Here is a 23,571-nt window from a genome sequence, read left to right as displayed (position 1 = left end):
GAAGATCCAGCGCTTCCGACAGCAGGAGGAATCGGTTAGCTGAGGCCGTTCCCTCCGGAAAGCGAGCGTCCGCAGATACAGGCAGATGCAACGTTATTCACTTAAAATGACTTTATCCACACTCTGGCAGCTCCGGCCTGATATGGCCGGAGCTGCTTTTTTCTGTTCTACTGTACGGGACATTAGCGGCGTGAATGAGGCTCTGTGTTGCTTTTGGTGATTCCTGTGTTTCGTTTCAGTATTGTTCCAGCGGCGTTAAACCTGATGTGCAGCTTGAATCCGGAGAATAGCTTGCAGCAGGGAGTCTGTACATTTATTCTCATAAGAAAAAACGGGCAGGGGACCCGTTTTTCAGGAAAGTGTGCATACGATTATCCATTTGCAGAAGGGTGAAGAACGTGCTGCTTTTCCGGGCAGGCGAGCTGGTAGCTCATGCACATCGGTGTTCCCGTTACGGGATCTTTTCCGATCACAGCCTCAATGGAAAAGACGTCGCGCAGCACGTGCGGCTGCATAATGTCCTGAGCGCTCCCGTGTGAACGGACATCGCCGTCTTTCATCGCAATTAAGTAGTCCGAAAAGCGGGCGGCCTGATTCAGGTCATGCAGCACCATGACGATCGTACGATTTTCAAGCCGGTTCAGGCGCTGCAGAAGTTCGAGCACCTCAAGCTGATGCGCCATATCCAGGTAGGTCGTCGGTTCATCAAGAAAAATGAGCTCCGTATTCTGGGCGAGCGCCATTGCGATCCAGACCCGCTGCCGCTGCCCGCCGGACAATCCGTCGACCGGCTTGTCTGCGAAAGCACTTGTGCCGGTCATCTCCATTGCTTCCTCAATCATGCGGCGGTCTTCCCGGCTCAGGCGTCCGAAGCCGCGCTGATATGGGAAGCGGCCGTAGGAAACGAGTTCATAAACGGTGAGGCCAGCCGCGCTGTTCTGCGTCTGCGGCAGGATCGCCATGCTGCGGGCAAGCTCCTTCGTCGGAATTTTCGACACCGCGGCTCCGTCCAGATACACCGACCCGGAAGACGCTGCCAGAAGGCGCGTACACGTTTTCAGAAACGTCGATTTTCCACAGCCGTTCGGTCCGATGATCGTCGTTACCTTGCCGGCTGGAATCGACACCGTCAAATCGTTGATGATCGGCTTGTCGCCGTAGCCAACCCGTATATGTTCTGCATGCATGGAAGGCATGAGCATGTCAATCCTTTCTATTGTCTGTTTATTTGAGAATGATTATCAGTGTCACAATAGCTTTATCATAGTATGCGCGATTGGAAAAGTCAATTGCCTTCCCGAAAAAATAAATTCAGGAACGGCGGGAGCAGGTAACAGAAGCGGATTCAGGTGCTCTGTTTGCCAACAAAACATCGAAAGCCCGTCTTGTCAGGTTTCCGTTAGTCATGCTATGGTAATGGGAACATATATTCTCATGTGCGAGGGTGAGCTGCGATGAAAGCACTCATGGACGATTACGAAAAGATCTTATTTTTCCGCTATGTCGACAGCGTCTGGGCAAAGCGGTCGCTTGAACACGACCGGGAGTACATCCGGACCTCCAAGCTGAAGTTTGCAGATGTGTATGAAGACTGGTTTTTTAAGCTGGAAAGCCGCAACGGCGTCTTTTTGAATGAACTGCGAAAAGAGCTGCGCGGAGCAGATATGAAAATCTGGGAAAGTGCAAAGCCGACGAAAAAAGAGGTACGCTACAAAAGCAGGTGCCGGGGCTATGAATTCAGCCACTGCATCATGGCCCCGATTTTGAAGCGCCGCGTCGAAGCACATTTGCGCCGGCTTGCCTTCGATCCGGAGCAGGATTTTAAAACACTGCTGCACGCCGAAGCACCGTGGAAAAGTCAGCCAATGTGATGGATTCAAGCATGTCTCGTACGTAGTTTGTTTAAGAAAAGAACATATTAATTTACAACCTCTTCAACTGGCTTCCGCCCCCTTGATCGGAAGCTTCTTTTTAATTTATGGATGTCTTTGTAAAAGTAATCGTGAACTTATCAAGAGCCTCCAGCGTTTGTGGTACTAATATAAAACTTAACCGGACATTCTCAACGTTACGCAAGAAGGATTGGCAGAGACCATAAAGTTTAAAAGATTATAGAGATCTAAAAAATGTAAAATATTCTGTTGTTTTGGTTCTTCATAAAAGACTCTATGAAAAAAACAAAGTAAAATTCGTTATTTTATCGGTAAAAATAAAGGTAAAATAAAAGCATAATTTTATTAAAAAACATAAATTTTACCGATGTTTTACCGGAATTACACTTTTGAAAGCGAATACACGGTGCTAATCTACATATATCGAAAATAAGATTTTAGTGAAAGAGGAGGTGTTTTTACTTGGCGACAATAAAAGAAGTAGCAAAAGAAGCACACGTGTCTATTGCTACCGTTTCTCGTATATTAAATAATGATCAGTCTATTGTGGTACTGGATGAAACAAGGCAGCGAGTACTGGAGGTAGCAAAAAAGCTGGACTATAAACCTCTTCGTCAGCGCAGTCGAAAACAGTATGTGAAAAAAACAATCCGAACGTGGAAGATTGGAATTCTTACGTGGAATAACACAGAGGATGACAAGGAAGATCCATATTTCAAAGAAATCATTGACGGTATTGAAGAGCAGGCATACGAGCTGGATATGCGCATTGTCCAGACTATCAGATTGCGGAGAAGAACGGGTGAGGAGAAGCTGCATGAGCTGGATGGAATTATTGTTATCGGGAAATCTGTAGCAGATGATATCGCTTCCTTATATCCCGGTAAAAATATTGTGTTTGTTGATCAGAATCCGGACAAATCCAGATTTGATTCTGTTACCTCTGATCTTGCGCAGGCATCAGAGAATGTATTAAATCATTTATTGACACTTGGTCATCGAAGAATTGGATTCATTGGAGGAAGAGAATTTACACAACGCACGAATGGCACAGAAAAGCAGGCAGTAGACGAAAGGCTTGCTCATTATATTCGTTACATGAAGGATCGACAGCTTTATGAGGAGGATCTTGTTTATTTAGGTAATGATGAGATAGGTGATTGGAACTCCTATGCAGGCTATCAACTTATGCGTGAAGCGCTACGGCAGGAAACTCTTCCAGAAGCATTTTTCATTGCCAGTGATCCAATGGCACTAGGAGCAATAAGAGCGCTTCATGAGAAAGGTCTAAAAGTTCCAAGAGATACAGCAATTGTCAGTGTAGACGATATTGAGTATGCGAGTTATGTCACACCGCCGCTTACAACGACAAAATTGCATAGTACACAAATGGGAAGAACAGCAGCACACCTGCTTCGAAATCGGATCGAGGGGCGGGACGTTCCGCTACAAGTTATTGTTCCGACAGAAATGGTGATTCGTGATTCGTGCGGCTGGCGCAAAAAACATTCCGAAGGGGAGGAAATATCATGAAAAAAACAGTATTAGTAAGCAGCCTGGCAAGTGTAATAGCGATTTTAGCTGCATGCGGAGGCAATGCTGACGGAAGCGGTGATACAGTAGAGCTGGAGTTTTTCCAATTTAAAGGTGAGGCTGTCGGGGAGTTTGATCAGCTGATTGCCAGGTTTGAAGAAGAGAATCCGGGGATTACGATTGAACAAAATAACGTACCGGATGCCGATACAGTCCTGCTTTCACGCCTTACGCAAAATGATATTCCCGATGTGTTGACGATTAATGGCGGTGCAACGTTCGGAGACATTGGCGACTCGGGAATGTTTAAGGATATGACCGGTGATGCGAATACAGAGGGAATATTGGATGAATACGAAGAGATGCTGAAGCGACTGACAGGTACTGACGAGCTTTATGCCCTCCCGCATACGGTAAATGCAAATGGAGTCATCTATAACAAAGAAAAATTTGATGAACTAGGACTGGAGGTTCCGGAAACGTGGGACGAATTTATTGCACTGGCAGAAGAGATTGAGTCTGCGGGAGAAACGCCGTTTTACTCTACTTACGGAGAATCCTGGACAATCCTGCCACCATTGAATGCACTTGCATCTAATATACATGGAGAAGAGTTTTTTGAAAGACTTGAAGCGGGAGAGACATCTTTCAGTGAAGAATACGGGGAAATCGCAGAAAAACTAGAAGAACTTCTTCAGTATGCAGATAATGATGTATTTGGTCACGACTATAACATTGGTAACACGGCTTTCGCTAATGGAGAATCTGTGATGTATATGCAGGGAGTCTGGGCTATTGGTGAAATTCTTGAAGCAAATCCGGATATGGAGCTCGGTGTGTTTGGACTTCCGGCTGCAGATGAGGAAGGAAGCAATGATGTTGTATCGGGGGTAGATGTGGCACTGATGATTGGAGAAGATACCGAACATCCTGAGGAAGCTCAGCAGTTTGTAGATTTTCTGCTTGATCCAGAAAATATTGAGCTGTATTTGGATGGCCAGCGTATGTTCTCAGCTGTAGAAGGAGCAGAGCAGCAAGATGAATCGCTTCAGGAATTGCAAATTTATTTTGATAACGAACAAATTACCTCTTTTGCTGATCATTATTATCCGCAAGGCTTTGAAATAGATGTAATGTTCCAAGATTATTTGCTTGATGGCACGCTGGAGGACCTGCTGTCTGAATTGGATGAAGAATATGAACGGCTTTCAGACAACTAAAAGAAGAGGGGGAGTACCTTCCCCCTCTTCTTCCAACCGATTAACGATGCGCAAGCCATCTGCCTATGCTGTAATGATCCTGCCGGCACTGATTTTATTTTTCAGCTTTCATACGCTGCCGGTCCTCCAAGGGATTTTTTACAGCTTCACCGATTATCGCGGCTTCGGCGACTGGAACTTTGTCGGATTTCAAAATTACATCAGCATCTTTAATGACAGCAGAGCATACAATGCATATTTCTTTACGTTTCAGTTTGCAATCGTATCTACTGTTCTTGTAAATATAATCAGTCTGATTATCGCACTCGGGCTCAATGCAAAAATAAAGTTTCATAAAACGCTGCGAGCTGTTTACTTCATGCCGAATATTTTAAGCATATTAATTGTCGGCTTTATTTTTAATTTCATTTTTGCGGTGTATATTCCGGGAATTGCGGACAGTCTTGGTATCACTGCCCTCACGACAAGCATTCTAGGAAGCCGTGACTATGCCTGGATTGCGATTGTTATTGTAGCTGTATGGCAGGCTGCTGCATTTAATACTATTCTGTATTTGGCAGGGCTCTCTACTATTTCACAAGATTTGTATGAAGCCTCCAGTCTTGATGGAGCTAATAAATGGCAGGAATTCTGGAAAATCACTTTTCCGCTTATTGCACCTTTTTTTACGATCAACATGGTGCTTGCTATGAAGAATTTTCTGATGGTGTTTGACCACATTGTCGCCATGACAGGCGGTGGCCCAGGAAGAGCAACGCAGTCAATTTCCCTGCTTATTTATCAAGATGGATTTGCTGGTGGTCAGTTCGCTCTTCAATCGGCTAATGCGGTTATTTATTTCGTAATCATTGTAACGGTTTCTATCTTTCAAATTCGGATTTTGCAGAAGCGGGAGGTGCAGATGTAATGGAATCGAAGCGCTACAACTGGCCTGTCACCATTCTGTTAATTTTCGGCACGATCTTTATCCTGTTTCCTTTATACATTACAGTTGTCAATGCGTTTAAGACCCCGCAGGAAACAGCCCAATCTATCTTAGCTCTTCCATCATCATTTAACATTGATAACTTTTTACGTGCCATCGAAATGACAAACTTTTTCAATGCGCTTGGAAACAGTCTGTATGTTACCTTGTTAACAGTCGTTCTGACTGTATTATCTAACTCATTGGTCGCTTATGCGATTGCACGAAATATGCATAAAAAAACGTACAGAGTGCTGTTTTATTATTTTGTGAGCGCAATGTTTGTACCATTTCCGATTATTATGCTGCCGATTGTTAACCAAATGAGTGCAATAGGGCTCATGAATTTAAACGGTCTTGTACTTCTTTATATCGTTTATGGTCTGGCATTTAATGTTTTCCTGTATACTGGCTATATTAAAACGATTCCGAAAGAGCTGGAAGAGGCCGCTATTGTGGATGGTTGTTCTCGCTGGGGCGTATTCTGGCGAATTATTTTCCCGATTTTGGCACCGATCAACGCTACGGTGGCAATATTAACAGCCTTATGGGCCTGGAATGACTTTCTGCTTCCGCTCGTTATTCTTGGAGACCGTGCAGATCATACGCTGCCGCTTGTCCAGTATGTATTTCAATCTCAATTCGGAACAAATTATAACCTTGCCTTTTCTTCCTATCTTATGGCATTACTGCCAATGCTGCTTCTGTACATTTTCTTGCAGCGATGGATTATCAGTGGGGTTACACAAGGAGCGATTAAATCATAATGACATTTGACGCAAATGACAAGCAAACAGCTATCTTTGTAGATGAGGAAAACCATCACTTTCACTTAAAAACGCCTTCTACAAGCTACGTGATGGGGGTTGTCAACGGCGGCTGGCTGGCACACTTGTACTGGGGAAAGGCGGTGCGCCGCTGGAATGAAAGTGCACCAGTGCGCTATGCGGACCGCGGCTTTTCGGGAAATACGGATAAGAATGATCGGACGTTTTCACTGGATACAGCCCCGCTAGAGTACCCTTCCTACGGGAGTACAGATTTCCGCGATCCGGCCTTTCATTTCCGCTGGGAAGACGGGGCGTCGGTATCGGAGTTTCGTTACAAAAGCTATGAGGTAAAGCAGGGACGCCGCAAGCTGGAAGGGCTGCCGCATGTGTATACTGAACAGGAAGTAGAAGCGGAAACGCTCACGATTCAGCTGTACGATGAGCTGAAGCAGGTAAGCCTTTACCTCGATTACGTCGTGTTTCCCGACTACGACGTACTGACACGATCGGTGCGGGTCGTCAACGAGGGCGACGAAGCGTTTACCGTGGAAAAGCTGACGTCGGCCAACGTCGATTTCCGTTCGGCGGACTGGGAGCTGATTTCCCTTTACGGAGCTCATAACCGGGAGCGTGACGTGGAGCGCGGACCCGTCCGGCACGGCAGCACGGTGCTGGAAAGCCGCCGTGGGGCCAGCAGCCATCAGCTCAATCCGTTCTTTGCGCTCGTATCTCCGGACGCGACGGAGACGAACGGGGACGTATACGGATTCAGCTTCGTTTACAGCGGCAGCTGGCGCGGGGCAGTAGAGGTTGATCAGTTTTCCACCAGCCGCGTCCAGCTCGGACTTGGAACGCTCGATTTCTCCTGGGAGGTCACCCCGGGAAACTCTTTTCAAACCCCGGAAGTCGTTATGGTCTACTCCAGTGCGGGTCTTGGACCGATGTCGCGCACGTACCACCGTCTTTACAACGAGCGGCTGATCCGCGGCCGTTGGAAAAGCGAAGAGCGGCCGATTCTGATCAACAACTGGGAAGCGACGTACTTTGATTTCGACGAACAGAAGCTCCTGGCAATCGCAGACGAGGCGGCGGAGGCAGGCATTGAGCTGTTCGTACTTGATGACGGCTGGTTCGGCAGGCGAAATGATGATACGACGTCGCTCGGGGACTGGTATCCGGATACGAAGAAGCTGCCGAACGGCTTAAAAGGAGCCGCAGAAAAGATCACCTCGAAAGGCCTTCGCTTCGGACTATGGATGGAGCCGGAGATGGTGTCGGCTGACAGTGAGCTGTATCGCAGCCACCCGGACTGGTGCCTGCACGTGCCCGGACGGCGCCGCTCCGAATCACGCAACCAGCTCGTACTGGATTACGGCAACCCGGACGTCCGCAGCTATATTGTGGAACGATTGACGAAAGTGCTGGAGGAAAGTCCCGTCAGCTACGTCAAATGGGACATGAACCGCAACATGACCGAGGCTTCCTCCAGGCTGCTTCCGGCTCACCGGCAAAAAGAAACCGCGCACCGCTATATGCTCGGGGTGTACGAAGTGATGGAAACGATCACGTCCCGGTTTCCGGAGATTCTGTTTGAAAGCTGTGCTGGCGGCGGTGGACGCTTTGATCCGGGCATGCTCTACTACATGCCGCAGGCGTGGACGAGTGACAATACCGATGCAGTAAGCCGCACACGCATTCATTACGGCACAAGTCTCGTCTATCCGCCGTCTGCGATGGGCTCTCACGTCTCTGCCGTTCCGAATCATCAGGTCGGCCGCACGACGCCGCTTCAGACGCGCGGGCATATGGCGATGGACATGAACCTCGGCTATGAGCTCGATCCGACGACATTCACCGCGGAGGAAAAAGCAGAAGTGAGCCGCCAGACGGCCCGCTACAAGGAACTGCGCCCGCTGATGCAGTTCGGGGAGCTCTACCGGCTTGAGAGTCCGTATGACGGAGAAAGCTACGCTGTACTCCGGACCAATGCGGATAAGTCGGAAGCGGTATTTCTTTACATGCACCGGCTCGCAGACGCCAATGCCCCTTTCATCCGCGTCCGCCTGGACGGCCTTGACCCGGATGCCGACTACCGTGTCGTCGATCTGGATCAGACGTTCGGCGGGGATGAGCTCATGTATACCGGGCTCGATATCCCGATGATCACAAGCGACTTTCAGAGCTTTCTCTGGAAGCTGGAAAAAGTAACGTAAGCTGCAGCAGACCGCACCCGTACAACAGGGTGCGGTTCTTTTTTAATCGTGGAAAAACAGAAAGGACTTTTATCGTGAAACGGCGAAGGTTGTTTAAATGGAACCGGAAGGGGGACACGTTGTGATTTCATTTCTGTTAACACTTCGCCGCATGGTGATGGCCACCTTGAGGGGACTAAAAGAGCCGGAGTTTCAGGTCCTGCTGTCGCTTACGGTCGCGGTGTTGATTTCCGGCACGATGTTTTACAGCAATGTGGAAGGGCTGTCGATACTCGATGCGCTTTATTTCAGTGTGATCACGCTCGCGACGGTCGGCTATGGAGACTTCACCCCGCAGACCGACTTTGGAAAGATCTTTACGATTATTTACATCCTGACAGGGGTTGGTTTAATCGTCGCGTTTGCTGCAAAAATTTTATACTACATGGAGCTTCCAAGGCTGCGGCACAAGGCTGAGAGAAAAGCAAGGCGGCTTGCAAAAGAGGAGGAAGACGATGAGTGACGTGTGGAAAAAACTACAGGTAAAGGAACGGAAAAGCTGGTTCATCATAAACGCACCGGAGGCGTTTCGCGATGTGCTGCAGGAGGCACCGGCAGATACGCTGGATGAGATGCCGGAAAAGCAGGCGTATGAAGTGATTCTGAGCTTCGTAAAGACAGAAGAAGAGATTGAGGAAGCAGCAGTGCTTGCAGAAGAAAAACTGGCCGAAGACGGTATATTCTGGGTGATGTATCCGAAAAAATCGTCGAAGACATACAAGACAGACATCAGCCGCGATCAAGGCTGGAGCAGCATGGAGGAAAAGGAGTTTAAAGTAGTCCGGCAAATTGCTATCGATGAGGACTGGTCTGCACTCCGCTTCCGGCCGGCGCGCGAATGGAAATGAGCTTGAACGGCGGAGGATGAGGGTAAAGAAGCAGCAGAAGGAGATGGTACTGTGACAGTTTCGAGACCAGCAGGATTTTTGTCGAGACTCGGAGCCAATATCGTTGACGGCTTGCTAATTACCGTAGTCTGGGTGATGATCAGCTTTATTGTCTATCAGGAATTCACGGCGGGTGATCTGATCCAGAACATATTGCAGGCGGTTTATGCTGTAGTCGTGCCGGCACTATGGTACGGCTATTCTGTCGGCAAATATGCCCTTGGCATCCGCATTGCCAGAGTAGACGGCAGGAAAGTCGGCTTCGGTACAATGCTGATGCGCGTCTTCGGAGCTGGCATTGTGTACGCCTTGACGCTCGGTATCGCGCTGCTTGCAAGTATCATTATGGTACTCGTGCGTAAAGACCGGCGCGCGGTACACGATTTCATCGCAGGAACGTACGTGACGCACGATTCGCCGGCGATGAAAAAAAGCGCGGAATAGCCGATAAAAGCATGAGAGGTTCGAGAGAGGATGAAAACGCATGCTGGTGCACGCAGATCCACACTACTTGTTTCAATTTTTCAGCAGGCTTTACCGAATGGTATTTCTGATGAAAGTGGAGGGAGCTGACTATGTCTATGAAGCAGTGACACCGGACGGCATCACGCTCGGCTCCCTGCCGGACAATTACCGCGGACGTACGATTAGGGACATGTACCCGTCCGATATTGCCGAATCACTGCAAAGCCAGTACGACCGTGCACGGGAGCAGAAGGAGCCGGTCTTTTATTCGGACAAGATGAACAACGTAACGAACGTGGCTTCCTATGCAACGTCTATTTTGATGCCAATCGAGGACGATGAAGGGAACGTCTGCTACGTGCTGAGCATGACGAGTGATATGTCGGAACATTCCCGCACGGAGCTTTTGTCCTCAATGGAGAATATCGATTACTTGACGAAGCTGCCGAGTTTAATCCGGGTAAAGGGCGAGCTGCATCAGCGGATGGAGCGTCTGGAGCGCGGGGAAGTCGTGGTCGTGTACATAAACCTGGACCGCTTCCGCCTTTTAAACGAGCTGCTCGGAATGGAAAAAGGAAACGAGATGCTCCAGAAGCTTGCTGCCGGCATCGGACAGGTTCTGCCTGAGGGAAGCGTGTTTGGAAGAGTCGACGGCGATGAATTTATTGCTGTTCTGGCACCGTCCAGTCATGAAGAAGCGGAGACGGCGGCCAAAGACGTGCTGCAGGTGATTGAATCCCATACGTATGAAGTCGACGGAATGGAAATTTCGCTTTCAGCGTGTATTGGAGCCGCTTTGATGTCGGAGAACGCGAGCATGATGATTGCCAATGCCTGTACGGCGATGATGGACGCCAAACAGGCGGGGCCCGGAGAGATTTGTTTTTACGGCGGAAATGCAACGACAGAAAAGCGTCTGGACGAGCTGTATGTGGAAGTAGAACTGATTCGCGCCGTTCGGCATAAGGAGCTTGAGGTGTACTACCAGCCCAAGCTGCAGCCGGAAACGGGAATGGTGCAGTTCGAAGCGCTTGCCCGCTGGCACTCGCCAAAGCTTGGCACCGTGCCTCCCTCTGTCTTTATTCCTGTCGCGGAAAAAAGCGCGCTCATCGAAGAAGTAACAAGCTTTGTTCTGGAGCGTGTCTGCCGTGATATGCAGACGTATCCGGAGCTGTTTTCCGAAGGGCGTACGGCTGTCAATATTTCCACGAAGCTGTTTAACCGTCCGGCTGTACTGCGATCGGTCATCGCCGTGCTTGAACGGTGCGGGGAGTCTCCGAATAAATTCGAACTGGAAATGACAGAGCAGACGCTGGTCGATGATGCGGAGAATGGCCGTAATATCGTCCGCTACCTCCGCGATCTCGGCTTTCGTGTCGTGATCGATGACTTTGGCGTCAGCTATTCCTCGCTTAATTATTTAAAGGAGCTTGATCTGGACGGGATAAAAATCGATCAGTCGTTCGTACAGGAGATTGATGAACAGATGGACCGGCGCGGCTATGACATCGTGATGTTTATCCTGTCTCTGGCTGAGCGGCTTCATCTGGATGTGACAGCCGAAGGAGTGGAAACCGAGATTCAGCTGCGCACGCTGGAGCGCCTGGGCTGCGGTGAAATGCAGGGCTACTACTTATCACGTCCTGTCCCTGCAGCAGAGCTAGCCGTGGCAGTCGAACGAAGCCGCGAGCGCCTGCAGCAGCCCCCGGAACCGGTTCCCGGAACAGCAGAAGCAGAAACGGCCCGGCTGGAGGCTTACCGGGCGCTGCAGGTCAGTACGACAACCTTTGAGGAAAAGTATGACCGGATCGTACGCGCCGTGCAGCGGACGTTTCAGATGCCGATCAGCTTCATCGCCCTCATTGATGAAAACAGGCAGTATGTCAAAGCGATCGAAGGCGTGCCTCACGAGGATCCTGCTGTACGGTTTGGAACTCCTAGAGAAGAAACGCTCTGCACGTTCGTCGTCGACCGGAAGCAGCCGCTCGTTATTCCGGACACGCGCGAGGATGCTGCGTATGCCAATCATCCGAACGTCGTGAACTACGGCGTACGGTTTTATGCCGGGGTTCCGCTGCTTACAGAGGGAGGTCAGGCTGTCGGAACACTCTGTGTCGTCGATGCCAGGCCGCACACGTTTACCGACAAGGATCTGCAGCTGCTGGAGGACTACAGCTGCTGGGTGATGGCTGAAATGGAAAGAATGGCGTAGTCACGCCGAATACAAGGAAGGCCCGTCAGGCAGCTGGCGGGCTGTTTATCGATCAGCTGCATGGAAAAAGCCGGAAGCGGGAATAAAGAGAGCAGTACAAGGTGAGGGAGGAATGAGGCATGTTTGCACTGACGCGGGAAGAAATGCGCCGCATTGATCAGTACGCGATTAACACGATTGGCATTCCAGGACTCGTTTTAATGGAAAACGCCGGCAGAAGCGCCGCCAGCCTGCTGCTTGAGCAGGATAAAACACCAAAACGGTGGCTGATTATAGCGGGAAAAGGCAACAACGGCGGGGATGGAGTCGTGATGGCGAGGCACCTCGCCGAAGCGGGACACGAAGCGGATGTCGTCTATCCGGAAGGGGAAGGCGCCTTGAACGGAGACGGACAGACGCAGCGCACGATTGCAGAAGCCTATCCGATCCGCTTTCTCGATGAAGAAGAACGAGTAAACTGGCAGGCGTATGACGGGATCGTGGACGCCATGCTCGGCACCGGGGCCTCCGGTGATCCGAGAGAACCGTATGCTTCCTGGATTGAGGCAGCGAACGGCTCAGGTCTCCCGATCACCGCACTTGATATTCCGAGCGGTCTGGATGCAGATACCGGGAGCGTCGGCACTCCTTGTATCGAAGCCGTGCAGACGGCTGCCCTTGCCTACACGAAGCGGGGACTGGAGCAATATCCGGGAAAAGGCTGCGCCGGAAAGGTGAGCGTCTGTACGATCGGACTTCCGGAAGATGAGGCCGCGCGCCACGACGTGCGCACGTTCATTGGAACAAAAGCGGCAATTGAAGCTCTGTATGGCCGAAACCGTCTTTACCCGGCGCGGGATGCGGAGGCGAACAAAGGCAACTACGGTCATGCGCTGATTGCAGCCGGCACATGGCGGATGAACGGGGCCGGCCTGCTGACGGCAGCGGCGTGCCTGCGAATGGGCGCAGGACTGACGACATGGGCGATGCCGGATGCCCTGCTGCCGATTGCAGCGGGGAAGCAGCCGGAGCTCATGTATGCGCCGCTTGCAGACAACGGAACTGGAGACTGGACGAGCATCACAGCGGATGACGTCATCAGTCAGGCAGAAGGAAAAGCGGTGCTGGCCATCGGTCCGGGACTCGGGCGCTGGGATGGGGATACCGCATGGCTCGAGCAGATCTGGAAGGAAACCGACTGTCCGCTCGTCGTCGATGCCGATGCGCTGAATATGCTCGCAGAGGGAAGCGGAGAACAGTTCCCGAAGCGGAACCGTCCTGTGATTCTCACGCCGCATCCGGGTGAAATGGCGCGGCTTACGGGGCAATCGATCAAGAGCGTCCAGGCAGACCGGGTGGAAGCTGCAAAGCGCCTGGCCCGGGATCGCCACGCTACGATCGTTTTAAAAGGAGCGGCGACGGTGACGGCGACGCCGGACGGCACGGCCGTGATCAATACGACCGGCAACCCGGGTATGGCGACCGGTGGAACCGGTGATGTACTCGCCGGCATGACGGCGTCGCTCGTCGCTCAGGGCTATGAACCGGAAGCAGCAGCGGTATGCGCCGTCTGGCTTCACGGAGAAGCAGGCGATCGTGCCGCTTATGCTCATTCACATCCCCGTTCGCTGACAGCCGGGGACATCATACAGGCATTGTAAGGAGGGAGAAACCATGTGCGGCAGGTTTACATTTTTGATTGATGAAGACGAGCTGATGCGTCTCTATGGACTGGAGTACGTTCCCGAGCTCGAACAAAGCTACAATACGGCCCCGTCCCAGCAGATTACGGCGATCGTACACGACGGGGAAAAGAACCGGGCAGGCAAGCTTCGCTGGGGGCTGGTTCCGTCTTTTGCCAAGGATGAGAAAATCGGTTGGAAGATGATCAATGCCCGTTCAGAAACGGTGCACGAGAAACCGTCCTTTAAAAAGCTGTTTTACAAGCGGCGCTGTATCATTCCGGCAGACAGCTTTTACGAATGGAAGCGGGAGAAAAACGAAAAGCTCCCGTACCGGATCCGCCTGTCCGAAGAGCCGGTGATGTCGCTTGCCGGTCTTTGGGACAGATGGGAGGCTCCGGACGGGAGCATCGTGCAGTCATGCACAATTTTAACGACAGAAGCAAACAGCCTGATGGCGGACATTCACGACCGGATGCCGGTCATTCTGGATGAAGCCGCCCGCAGCGTCTGGCTCGACCGCTCGGTCCAGGACACAGAACAGCTGCGCGGGCTGTTCATGCCTTATCCGGCAGAGAAAATGGAAGCCTACCGGGTGCCGCAGATCGTGAATTCCCCTAAACATAACGGTCCGGAATGCATCGAGCCCGCCGGTTAATCAATCAGGCAGCGCGCTTTCGGAAGGCTGCACCACCCGCTCCGGCGAGGAGCAGGAAGAGAAGCATCGAAACGATAGAAGAAGAAGCTGTGTTTGGAAGCCGGTCCCCTTCAGCGGGTTCGGCTTCTTTTTCTTTGACGTGAGAAGGAGGTGCCTCCTCAAGGACCGGTGCTGCCGGCGCTGCTTCGCGCACCTCCTGCAGGTCCTGCAGTCCGTTTAGCGTGCCGCCGGCCTGGCTGCCGAGCTCTTCATGAAACAGATCGGCCTTGAGCAGCAGGTCGGCGAGAAAAACGCCGTCAAGGTTGTACAGCTCAATCAGCAGATCCGCTCCGCCGGTGGACGTCATTGAAAATAAGTCAGCCAGCGAATAGGATACTTTTTCGCCATCCTTCACGAGGTAGAAGGATGTGTCCAGCTCAAACAGCTGCAGTGCCCGCTGAAATAAATCGAACAGCTCCAGCAGGTCTGACGCGGTAAAGTCAGCCGGATCGTCGCTCATCGGAAACCGCTCCAGCGCAGCTGCAATGGCATCAAGCTCTTCCCAGAATGCCTCGTCCTCAAGCGGGAGCGTCCAGAAATGATCAAGAAGCGCATCGATTTCATCAAGCGTTAAGCCGACTGCTTCAAACAGTGCGAGTGATTCGGCGTCCCAGAAATCTTCTGATTCGTCCCAATCCTCCCAGCCCTCATAGAAGTCCACCGCCCATTCCAGGTCTTCGATGAACTCGTAATAGGAAAGGGAATCGTCGTTTGCTTCCAGCAGCTCTTTTAATTCCTCATACGTCATGCCGCGAGCCTCCAGAAACGCCTGCAGAGAGGCATCTGTGATAGGGGTAAGCGTCGCTTCATAAAGAGCGTTGTATACATCGTCTGTAAAACGGTATGTGCCGAGCAGACTCTCCACGCCGAGCAGCTCCAGCGCCTCTGCTTCGGTCAGTTCAAAATCAGCCAGCACCATCTCCAGCTCGCTTTCGGTTAAAACCGGGCCAAGAAAAGACCGGAGCTCCTCCGCGTCCTCAAAGTCCTCCAGCTCAAGCCCCCATGTCGGCAAATACTCGCGCATCTCCGACTCTGTCATCGAGACGTCCTGCAACAGCTTGTCAAAAGCAGGGCCGGATGGAGCAGCAAAAGCAACAGCAGGCAGCAGCAGTAAGCAAAACAGAAAGGCTATTCCTAGTTTCATCGTTCGTTCCTCCTGGCTATGTAATAAGAAGATCATATGCTTCTTTCTGGAAAAAAGGAAGCTTTTTCTTTTTTTTATTTTTACGGTCCGGCAGCAGGGTTTTCAGACGGAGCTGCAGAAACAGGTAAGTCAGGAAAAAAGAGGGGGAGACCGATGAAGTGCAAGCTCGAACCACAGACAGGCTGCGATAGGAAAATAGGGAGCTCATGACGTTTATGGAAACGATGCGGGGCTTGATGCTTGCCGGTCTGGAAGGCATTACACACGAGGAGCTGGACCGGCGCCCGCCGGCAGGAAACGCTTCACGGTAAATCGCTGCACGTTTACCTGCAGCAGCTTGAAGACATATGGTCCGTGGCGCTGCAGCAAAAATGTGACAGCTGACTGAATACAGAAGGAGAATGGGAGGGCGGCCTCCCGTTTCAGGACGCACGTCGCAGAGGACGAAATCAATCACGCGGCCAGATCCGCATGATGCGGAGGGAACTGGCGCAGCGGTAGAAACGGGGAGGCGGGGCGATGGCAGAGAAGCTGGAACAGACGCATAAAGCAACGCTTGCCGGCATGAGTCTACTGCTGACGGCGGCCTTGTATATACCGCTTCTTATGAGCTATTTGAGCGGGGCGGTTGGTGCGTTCTTTTTGAACGGCGGGCTGCTGGCCGGCACCATCGTTTGGCTTTTCGTCCTGATCGCTTTCAGGCAGCATACGTCCGTCGTGTTTCTGGCTGGGTTTGCGATCGGCTGGACCGCGCTCCTGCTCGTGTATGAGATGCCGCTCGTACAATACGAAAGCCACACGCACATGGTGACGACCTACCGGGAGCCGGAAGACGTGACCGGCAGCTCTAATATTTACGTGATGGCGGTCGGCACGACAGACGTGTTCATTCTGGATGAAGAGGCTGCGGTAGAGAGCGTGGAGGCCTCGGGAAGCGATGTGTTCGATACGTACGAAACGACAAACATGACCCGCTACGGAAGCAAAAACCGGAACCTGATGGAGCTGTTTGGTCCCGGACCGGGGAGCCAGTTTGCCGACATGCAGGAAGCTGTCGCCACTTTTCCGGAGGCGGATGTCCCGGAGGTGAACGCCTTCTTTGAGCGGGATTTCTACGTCGGCAACAGCGCCGGACTTGCCCTCGTACTCACGGGGATGAGTGAGCAGGGACTGCTGCAGGCAGATAAGCCCGTCAGCGTCACCGGCGCGATCGAACCAGACGGTACCGTCGTCCCCGTCAGCATGATCGAAGAAAAGCTGCTCATCGCAGAACGGGACCAAATCCCGCTCTTTATCGTACCTGAAGAAAACAAAGCAGAAGCACAGTACGTAAAAGAAAAGCACGGCGCGAGCGTAACGATCGAAGGCGTCCAGGCACTGGAAGAGGCGGTGAACGTGATCAATGGAAACGGAAAAAACGGACAGACGAACGGATCACCGTAGGGGCGGCTTGACGCTGAGACCGCTTTTGCAGCGGGATTTCTCTGCCTGGTACAAAAGCTACAGCAGCCGGCACCTGTCACAGCACCGGCACGACGAGGGCCAGCTTGATATGTCCGTCTGCACGGACGAATGGTTTGCGGGCATTCTCGCCCGGCACCGGCAGCTTGCGGAAGAGGACCGCAGCTACGTGTACGGCGTCTTTCATGAGAACGGCCGGCACCTGGGAGCCGTCGATTTTTCGACGCTGGACCGGGACTACCAGTGGGGGCGGATCGGATACCAGATTCACAACCAGTACTGGGGCAGAGGCTTCGGCTTCCAGGCGCTGCAGAATGCCCTGCACATCGGTTTCACCGAGCTTGACTACCACCGGATTGAAGCGCATATTAACGTGGACAACGTAGCCTCGATCCGAACGGCGGAGAGAGTCGGAATGCAGTACGAATGTACGCGTGAACGTTTCATTTACGAGTTTGGAGAATGGACCGACAACCTGGTTTACTATTTGAACCGGATTTATTAGCAAAAAGGAGGCAGACATGATGGTGAAGGTGCAAGGGGAGCGCTGGTTCCCGTCCGAAAAGACGTTTGCAGAGGAAATGAAGGAGCTTTGGGGAGACTGGTACTGTGATTCGGAGGTTGGCAAGCTGCGGGCTGTGCTGATGCACCGGCCGGGCCCGGAAATCGACGGCATTACCGATGAAACTGCGGCAGACGTACGCTTTCGCGGAGCGATCAATGCGGAAAAAGCCCGTGCGGAGCATGATGCGATGGCGGACGTGTACCGGGATCACGGTGTGGAAGTACACTACGTCTGCCATCAGCGGCAGGACAGACCGAATGCAATGTTTATGCGCGACCTGATGCTGATGACGCCGGAGGGAGCGATTCTTTCCCGGCCTGCCGTTCCGTCGCGTCGCGGAGAAGAACGGGCTGTAGCACGAACGCTTGCAGAGCTGGGCGTGCCGATCATCAAAACGATCAACGGCAGCGGGTTTTTTGAAGGGGCGTGTGCGATGTGGATCGACCGGAAAACGGTCTTACTCGGCAGCGGCAGCCGTGCGAACAAAGAGGGGATCCGTCAGGTGGAATCGGAACTGAGAACGATTGGCGTAGAGACGATTCTGCACACTCAGATCCCGTACGGCTCGATTCATCTGGACGGGTACATGAATATGGTTGATCGTAACAAGCTGGCCGTCTTTCCGTGGCATCTCGCCTACGATACCGCCCAAAAGCTGCAGGAGCTCGGCATCGAACTGATTGAAGTCACAGACATCGACGAAATTAAGCAGGGAATGGCTTTAAACGTCGTGGCGCTGGAGCCGGGCCATATCCTCATGCCGGCAGGCTGTCCGAACACGAGACAAGTATATGAGAACGCCGGTATCACCGTTACAGAAGTCGAGCTGGGAGAGCTGATGCAGGGGTGGGGAGCCGTCCACTGTACGACTGCTTTTCTGAAAAGGGATCCGCTATGATTGATCAGCGGCAGGCAGTTCGCGATCAGCTTTGCCGGGCGCTTGAGGTCGATTTGATGCAGGAGGCAGCTGTCCGCGGTGTCTTTTACGGCGGCTCGGTTGCCACCGGGGAAACCGATACGTGGTCTGATATTGACGTACGAATCGTAGTGGATGATGCGTCTTTTTCAGCATTTATTGCCGAAAAACAAGTACGTCCGGAGCGGTGGGGAAATGTCTTATTTTATGAAGATCCGGGAAAGCATCTGCCCTATACAATTATTCATTACCGCTCCTTCGTGAAAATCGACTGCTTTTACTACCGGCAGTCCGAGCTGAAGCCGGATCCGTTCTTCCGGTCGATCTGGGTTGTATATGATCCGGGCGAAACACTTGCAGCGCTCAAGGAGCAGTCGGCCGGAACGATGCGGGAGCCCTCGGCAGAAGACGTGGAGCGTTGGCGCGGGAAGGTGTTTGCCTACCTGCATGAAATCCGCCGCCGGACAGAACGGGACGAGCAGTATTATGCCCGGCAGTGTGCAGACATGCTGAGCTGGTCACTAGCAGCTGGATGGCTCATGGGTCGCGGAGACATGCCGGATGGATTTGGAAATTGGAGCAAGCTGGAAGGTCCAAGATCACGCCTTACGGAGATGGAACAAAAGCAGCTGCAGGCTCTCGGCCGATTGACAGAACCGATGGAGCGGGCGAGATTGTTTATTCCAATGTTTCTAAGCGTCCACAGCCGGGTCTGCACTGCTCTGGATATGCCGGAAAAGCGAGACTGGGCAGAGGAAATTTGCAGCATGATTGACCGGTCAATTGAATCATAACTACTAAAGCTGGAACATCCGATTAAGAAGGGGCAGGTGCTGCAAGATTGGAGTTGATCGGCTGTAGGCGAGCAGGAGTATGCAAATGATGCACAGGAAAAAGAGACGGAAATTAATCCGTCTCTTTCAGTGAGTTCTGGCGTTTTTTTACCGGGGGCTCGCTGCGTTCCCTGTCGATTTTGACGATTAAGAGCCGGCCGACTGTTACGGCTACTAGGGTGAGTATGAATAAGTCGAACAGCGTCTGCACGAATCCGCCGAACGGGTAGTCACGGACGAACAGGTGCAGAATCGCTGCTGTGCCGACCAGAATTGCCATTAATTTTGCGCTCATATCTGGTCACCGCCTTTCGCAAGAGCGTGTAATCAGTCTATTCCCGATTCACAGAACGGCAACCTTGTATAATGATTTTTTAGTAAATGGTCATGTTTTGTACAGGTCATCGGATACCTGTTCCGGCTCGTGAAGGAAGATATCCTCGAGGGAGGGCTGCTCCACGCTGACGCCGTAAATCGGTACATGGAGCTGAACGAGCTGCTGCACGAGCAGGGGAATGGCATCCTCGGACGCTGTTTCCACGTGAAGGAGTCCGTCTTCCCAAGCCCCGCCCCGCTTTTTCTCAGCGAGCCCGCGGCTGATACGTGCTTTATCTTCTTCCCCGAGCGTTGTGCCTGTATCAATCGTGACCATGAAGGTCGCCTGGAACTGCTGCTGAAGCTCCTTCAGCGAGCCTTCAAGCGCAATCGTCCCTTCCTTCATGATAGCAATGCGCGAACAGATTTTTTCCACTTCCGGCAGGTTATGCGACGTCATGAATATCGTTTTTCCTTCTCGGTTGAGCTCCTGTACGAGCTTTTGCATATGAATCACGGACTCGGCATCGAGCCCGGACGTCGGTTCATCGAGAATAAGAAGCTCCGGGTCATGAATCAGCGCCTGGGCCACGCCGAGCTTCTTTTTCATCCCGAAGGAATAGGTGCCGACCTTCCAGCGGGCAGCCTCCTCCAGTCCTACCTGCTCCAGTACTTCAAGCGATCGCTTTTTGGTAGCAGGCTTTCCGCTCAGCCGGCTGAAAAACTGCAGGTGCTTTAATCCGGTGAGCTGGTCATAAAACGAGGAGTAATCCGGGAGCACTCCGATGCGGTCTTTTACGGCATCAATACCGAAATTCTCTTCAAACAAGTAAACGTCTCCGCTGTCCGGCTTCATGATGTCGGTGATGAGGTTGATAAAGGTCGATTTCCCGGCACCGTTCCGGCCGAGGAAGCCGAAGAGCTCCCCCTGATACACGTCGAGCGAAATGCCGTCCACGACGCGCTCGCGGCCAAATGATTTTATCAGATTTTCTGTCCGGATAATCCGCATCATACGTCCCTCCTCTGAAACAGCCGGTCTGCAGCGGAATAAAATAAGAGTCCAATCACAAATGGTACTGCCATATAAAACAAGTCAAACTGGAAGTAGTAGTAAGGCGTCACAAATTTCACCCACGCAATGTACCATTCCTCACTGAGCATCGACCAGAAAGAAAGCGCTGGAAGAGCGAAAGCTGCAAGCACGCCGAAAAACATCGTATAGGCCGACCGCGGAATGAGGATGGAAAGCAGCACGGCTGCGGTCACGCCGTAAAAGATGAACACGAGAAATTCTAAATAATCGATCAGGTAAAACGTTCCGGCCGTGTAGCTGATCAAAATCGTGTTTAGCAGCAGCAGCAGCGCCCAGAACAAAAAGGTGCCGAGCGTTTTCCCGTAAATAATAGCCGAGCGCGATGCTTTCGTCACAAGAAAGCGGATCGTGCGTGCTTCGAGCTCTTTATTAACGACGTTGTGCGAGAGTGTAAAAACGAACAAATACCCGAATACATAGAGCGCAGCGCGCATGCCGGCCACATACGCCTCCTCCTGGGACAAGTTGCCCATCCCATCCGGAATCAGTTCAGCAGCCTGCGCCGTATAATAGGACACGACGAACAGCACGGCCGCAATCAAAAGCGGCCGGAAACCGGACATCAGCTCTCTAAACTCTCGGAAACAAATCGTCCACATGCAAACCTCTCCTGTCTAAAGCTGGTATTGCCTATGATAGCAGACTAGGGGAGGCATGTCTTTTTAGATGAGGAAAGCTGCGGGTGCTTTGCTAAAATTCGCGCATAAAAGTCGTAGGCATATAGAATTATAATGAGGTATAATAAAAGAGACAGCACGAGCAGACACCTTGGATTTCATATAAGGGGTGGTAGCATACGTTTCATTCATTCCAAAGGGTTTAAGCGATTTGCAGCCGCAGTGCTTTTGGTGTTGGTCTGGATTGGGGGCAACATGAATGGAGCGATGACAGCTGAAGAAAATTTTGGCACGCAAAGGATCGCCTACATGAACATCACCGATTTCATTCAGGAAATGGAAGGCGAAGCTGCCGCGGCGGAGGGTCAGACGCTGTCACTTCAGGAACAAGTGAAAGAACAAGAAGCGCTGCTGGAGGAACTGGGAGAGGAAACGACGGTTTCAGAGGAAAAGCTGGAAGCCATGCAGGAGGACATTGATCGGGCAGAAGAGCTGCTGGATCGGGAAGAAGAGCTTCAGGCAGATATTGAAGCATTGGAAGAGGACTACGATGCTCAAAAAGCAGATCAGGAAGAAGCGTTGGCTGAAGATCTTGCCGAACTCGAACAGGAGCTGGAAGCGAAATCGGATGAATTAGAGAAGCTTCTGGCAGATATTGAAACGAAAGAAGAAGAACTTGAAGCCATCGGGAGCTCGATTACAGCGAAGCAGGCAGAGCCGGTCAGCTATCCGGCAGGAACAGCGATCGTAGGCATCGATATGGAACCAGGAAGGTATCTGGCGGAACCAATAGGCAGCGGAAGTAATTTTGCAGTTTACAGCGGCTCCGGATCACTTGAATATAACCTGATTTTAAGTACGCGGCCAGACCACGGAGTCGAAGAAGTATCTATTTTCCTGTTTGATGATTATATGATTGACGCTCGAACTCCTTACACCCTTACGCCGATCGATGAATAAAACAGCGTATGGCCGGCCGCCCCCACAGCGGTCGTTTTTATTTATTAAACAAAAAATACCTGCTCTTTTTTTCTGGAAAACTCCTTTGAATAATAAAGGATTCTGACCTTTTCTGTCGTATATGTTGCAGTGGAGGTGAGGCGGATGTATGGAACGCTGTCATCGCGGGTGTACGTGCTGGACAAGCCGGCCGGGCATTCGTTTGGAGATGTGGAGTATTATAAAGAGCGGCTTCGGGATGCAGCTGGACCGGTACTGGAACCGGCCTGCGGAAGCGGGCGGATGATGATTCCATTATTGGAAGCGGGAATAGAAGTAGAGGGATTCGATCCGTCTGCTCCGATGCTGGAGCTGTGCCGGAAAGAGGCGAAGGCGAGAGGACTGGATCCGGTGCTGTTCGAAGGCACGATGGAATCGGCAGAGCTAACGTGTAAATACCAGGCGGCAATCATTCCGGCTGGCACGCTGCAGCTGCTCCACGAACCGGGTATGATTCAGCGCGCCTTTCAGCAGCTTTCCGGCTGTCTGCTGCCGGGCGGAAAGCTGATTGCGGACTTGTATCTTTTTACGGGTGCGGAGCCCGGTCTCGTCCGCTTTCGGGAGTGGGAAGATGGAGAAGAACGCATTACGCTCGAGTCTGTGACGGTCGAAGTCGATTACCTGAATCAAAAAACAATCGACCGCAACCGCTACGAACGCTGGAAAGAGGGCAAGCTCATCGAAACAGAACTGGAGCTGTTTCCGCTGCGGTGGCTCGGACTTGAAGAAGCGGCACTGATGCTGCGCGAAGCCGGCTTTTCAGAGATTATCTTTTCAGGAGGATATGAATACGGCAAAAAGCCAGTCGATGCTTCAGAGGTCATCACCGTCGAAGCGGTAAAGGCATAAGAGCAACAGCAGCCGGTCATCTTTATTGGATGAGCGGCTTTTTTTGGTGTAGGGGAGAGGCTGATTGTTGCTTTTACGGCGGTGAAAGTTACTTTCTGGTCTTCAGTCAAGAAAAGAGACGGTGAGAAAAGTGACAGTTGATTTTGGAGCCGGCTCCCTTCGGGGTTCTGGAGAGCGGTGTCTCATTTTGCTTCTCGTGGACCCGTTTCAAACGCGCTTATGA

General features: G+C 51.9%; 23 protein-coding genes. 18 read left to right on the top strand and 5 right to left on the bottom strand.

Features of this window, described 5'->3' with window-relative positions:
- Window positions 1-371: 371 nt before the first annotated feature.
- Window positions 372-1,196 carry an ABC transporter ATP-binding protein gene (locus HCN83_RS17005; protein WP_168009484.1) on the bottom strand — a complete coding sequence of 275 codons (825 nt, stop codon included), beginning with the start codon at window positions 1,194-1,196 and terminating at the stop codon, window positions 372-374.
- 258 nt (window positions 1,197-1,454) lie between these two features.
- Here HCN83_RS17005 and HCN83_RS17000 point away from each other — a divergent pair, with 258 nt between their 5' ends.
- From HCN83_RS17000 to HCN83_RS16945, 12 genes are all read left to right on the top strand, one after another.
- Window positions 1,455-1,871, top strand: a complete 417-nt coding sequence (locus tag HCN83_RS17000; RefSeq protein WP_168009482.1) for a hypothetical protein — start codon at window positions 1,455-1,457, stop codon at window positions 1,869-1,871.
- A 483-nt stretch (window positions 1,872-2,354) separates the two neighbouring features.
- A complete protein-coding gene (locus HCN83_RS16995; protein WP_168009479.1) occupies window positions 2,355-3,425 on the top strand; it encodes a LacI family DNA-binding transcriptional regulator in 1,071 nt (356 codons plus the stop codon).
- Window positions 3,422-4,645 (top strand): ABC transporter substrate-binding protein, encoded by a 1,224-nt coding sequence (locus HCN83_RS16990; protein WP_168009477.1) that lies wholly within the window; start codon window positions 3,422-3,424, stop codon window positions 4,643-4,645. The genes HCN83_RS16995 and HCN83_RS16990 overlap by 4 nt, the downstream gene beginning before the upstream one ends.
- A gap of 46 nt (window positions 4,646-4,691) precedes the next feature.
- Window positions 4,692-5,552 carry a carbohydrate ABC transporter permease gene (locus tag HCN83_RS16985; protein WP_168009490.1) on the top strand — a complete coding sequence of 287 codons (861 nt, stop codon included), beginning with the start codon at window positions 4,692-4,694 and terminating at the stop codon, window positions 5,550-5,552.
- On the top strand, window positions 5,552-6,376 hold the full coding sequence (locus HCN83_RS16980) for a carbohydrate ABC transporter permease (RefSeq protein ID WP_168009475.1): 825 nt from the start codon (window positions 5,552-5,554) through the stop codon (window positions 6,374-6,376). Before HCN83_RS16985 ends, HCN83_RS16980 begins: the two co-directional genes overlap by 1 nt.
- Window positions 6,376-8,592 (top strand): alpha-galactosidase, encoded by a 2,217-nt coding sequence (locus HCN83_RS16975; protein WP_168009473.1) that lies wholly within the window; start codon window positions 6,376-6,378, stop codon window positions 8,590-8,592. The genes HCN83_RS16980 and HCN83_RS16975 overlap by 1 nt, the downstream gene beginning before the upstream one ends.
- 121 nt (window positions 8,593-8,713) lie before the next feature.
- Window positions 8,714-9,094: an ion channel gene (locus HCN83_RS16970; RefSeq protein ID WP_168009471.1), complete on the top strand. Its 381-nt coding sequence runs from the start codon at window positions 8,714-8,716 to the stop codon at window positions 9,092-9,094.
- The gene (locus HCN83_RS16965; RefSeq protein WP_168009469.1) at window positions 9,087-9,479 is read left to right on the top strand and encodes a DUF3052 family protein; all 393 of its coding nucleotides are present in this window, start codon (window positions 9,087-9,089) and stop codon (window positions 9,477-9,479) included. Before HCN83_RS16970 ends, HCN83_RS16965 begins: the two co-directional genes overlap by 8 nt.
- A gap of 51 nt (window positions 9,480-9,530) precedes the next feature.
- On the top strand, window positions 9,531-9,962 hold the full coding sequence (locus HCN83_RS16960; RefSeq protein WP_168009467.1) for an RDD family protein: 432 nt from the start codon (window positions 9,531-9,533) through the stop codon (window positions 9,960-9,962).
- 40 nt (window positions 9,963-10,002) lie between these two features.
- Window positions 10,003-12,195, top strand: a complete 2,193-nt coding sequence (locus HCN83_RS16955; RefSeq protein ID WP_168009465.1) for an EAL domain-containing protein — start codon at window positions 10,003-10,005, stop codon at window positions 12,193-12,195.
- A gap of 119 nt (window positions 12,196-12,314) precedes the next feature.
- Window positions 12,315-13,835 carry an NAD(P)H-hydrate dehydratase gene (locus HCN83_RS16950; RefSeq protein WP_168009463.1) on the top strand — a complete coding sequence of 507 codons (1,521 nt, stop codon included), beginning with the start codon at window positions 12,315-12,317 and terminating at the stop codon, window positions 13,833-13,835.
- Window positions 13,836-13,848: 13 nt separating this feature from the next.
- On the top strand, window positions 13,849-14,514 hold the full coding sequence (locus HCN83_RS16945) for an SOS response-associated peptidase (protein WP_168009461.1): 666 nt from the start codon (window positions 13,849-13,851) through the stop codon (window positions 14,512-14,514).
- Window positions 14,515-14,518: 4 nt separating this feature from the next.
- Here HCN83_RS16945 and HCN83_RS16940 read toward each other — a convergent pair whose 3' ends face one another.
- Window positions 14,519-15,697, bottom strand: a complete 1,179-nt coding sequence (locus HCN83_RS16940; protein ID WP_168009459.1) for a processed acidic surface protein — start codon at window positions 15,695-15,697, stop codon at window positions 14,519-14,521.
- A 519-nt stretch (window positions 15,698-16,216) separates the two neighbouring features.
- Here HCN83_RS16940 and HCN83_RS16935 point away from each other — a divergent pair.
- Genes HCN83_RS16935 through HCN83_RS16920 form a run of 4 tightly spaced genes read left to right on the top strand, consistent with a single transcriptional unit; the run spans window position 16,217 to window position 19,433 of the window.
- Entirely contained in the window at window positions 16,217-17,140 is a 924-nt protein-coding gene (locus HCN83_RS16935; protein WP_168009457.1) for a S16 family serine protease, read from the top strand.
- Window positions 17,100-17,663: a GNAT family N-acetyltransferase gene (locus HCN83_RS16930; RefSeq protein ID WP_168009455.1), complete on the top strand. Its 564-nt coding sequence runs from the start codon at window positions 17,100-17,102 to the stop codon at window positions 17,661-17,663. Before HCN83_RS16935 ends, HCN83_RS16930 begins: the two co-directional genes overlap by 41 nt.
- A 19-nt stretch (window positions 17,664-17,682) precedes the next feature.
- Window positions 17,683-18,621 (top strand): dimethylarginine dimethylaminohydrolase family protein, encoded by a 939-nt coding sequence (locus HCN83_RS16925; RefSeq protein ID WP_246238290.1) that lies wholly within the window; start codon window positions 17,683-17,685, stop codon window positions 18,619-18,621.
- Window positions 18,618-19,433, top strand: coding sequence for a nucleotidyltransferase domain-containing protein (locus HCN83_RS16920; protein ID WP_168009451.1), 816 nt, complete (start codon window positions 18,618-18,620; stop codon window positions 19,431-19,433). Before HCN83_RS16925 ends, HCN83_RS16920 begins: the two co-directional genes overlap by 4 nt.
- 112 nt (window positions 19,434-19,545) lie before the next feature.
- Here HCN83_RS16920 and HCN83_RS16915 read toward each other — a convergent pair whose 3' ends face one another.
- The 3 genes from HCN83_RS16915 to HCN83_RS16905 all read right to left on the bottom strand — a co-directional run bounded on the left by HCN83_RS16915 (window position 19,546) and on the right by HCN83_RS16905 (window position 21,482).
- A complete protein-coding gene (locus HCN83_RS16915; protein WP_168009449.1) occupies window positions 19,546-19,767 on the bottom strand; it encodes a hypothetical protein in 222 nt (73 codons plus the stop codon).
- Window positions 19,768-19,857: 90 nt separating this feature from the next.
- Window positions 19,858-20,802 (bottom strand): ABC transporter ATP-binding protein, encoded by a 945-nt coding sequence (locus HCN83_RS16910; protein ID WP_343033764.1) that lies wholly within the window; start codon window positions 20,800-20,802, stop codon window positions 19,858-19,860.
- The gene (locus tag HCN83_RS16905) at window positions 20,799-21,482 is read right to left on the bottom strand and encodes an ABC transporter permease subunit (RefSeq protein ID WP_168009447.1); all 684 of its coding nucleotides are present in this window, start codon (window positions 21,480-21,482) and stop codon (window positions 20,799-20,801) included. Before HCN83_RS16905 ends, HCN83_RS16910 begins: the two co-directional genes overlap by 4 nt.
- A 240-nt stretch (window positions 21,483-21,722) precedes the next feature.
- On the opposite strand from HCN83_RS16905, the gene HCN83_RS16900 reads away from it, so the two are divergent.
- Window positions 21,723-22,460, top strand: coding sequence for a hypothetical protein (locus HCN83_RS16900; protein ID WP_168009445.1), 738 nt, complete (start codon window positions 21,723-21,725; stop codon window positions 22,458-22,460).
- 144 nt (window positions 22,461-22,604) lie between these two features.
- Entirely contained in the window at window positions 22,605-23,348 is a 744-nt protein-coding gene (locus HCN83_RS16895; protein ID WP_205774729.1) for a class I SAM-dependent methyltransferase, read from the top strand.
- The last annotated feature ends 223 nt before the right edge of the window (window positions 23,349-23,571 follow it).

The sequence above is a fragment of the Alkalicoccus luteus genome, from assembly GCF_012034335.1.
Taxonomy (GTDB): Bacteria; Bacillota; Bacilli; order Bacillales; family Salisediminibacteriaceae; genus Alkalicoccus; species Alkalicoccus luteus_A.
Note: the sequence above shows the minus strand (reverse complement) of the source record. Positions and strands in the feature narration are given on the sequence as shown.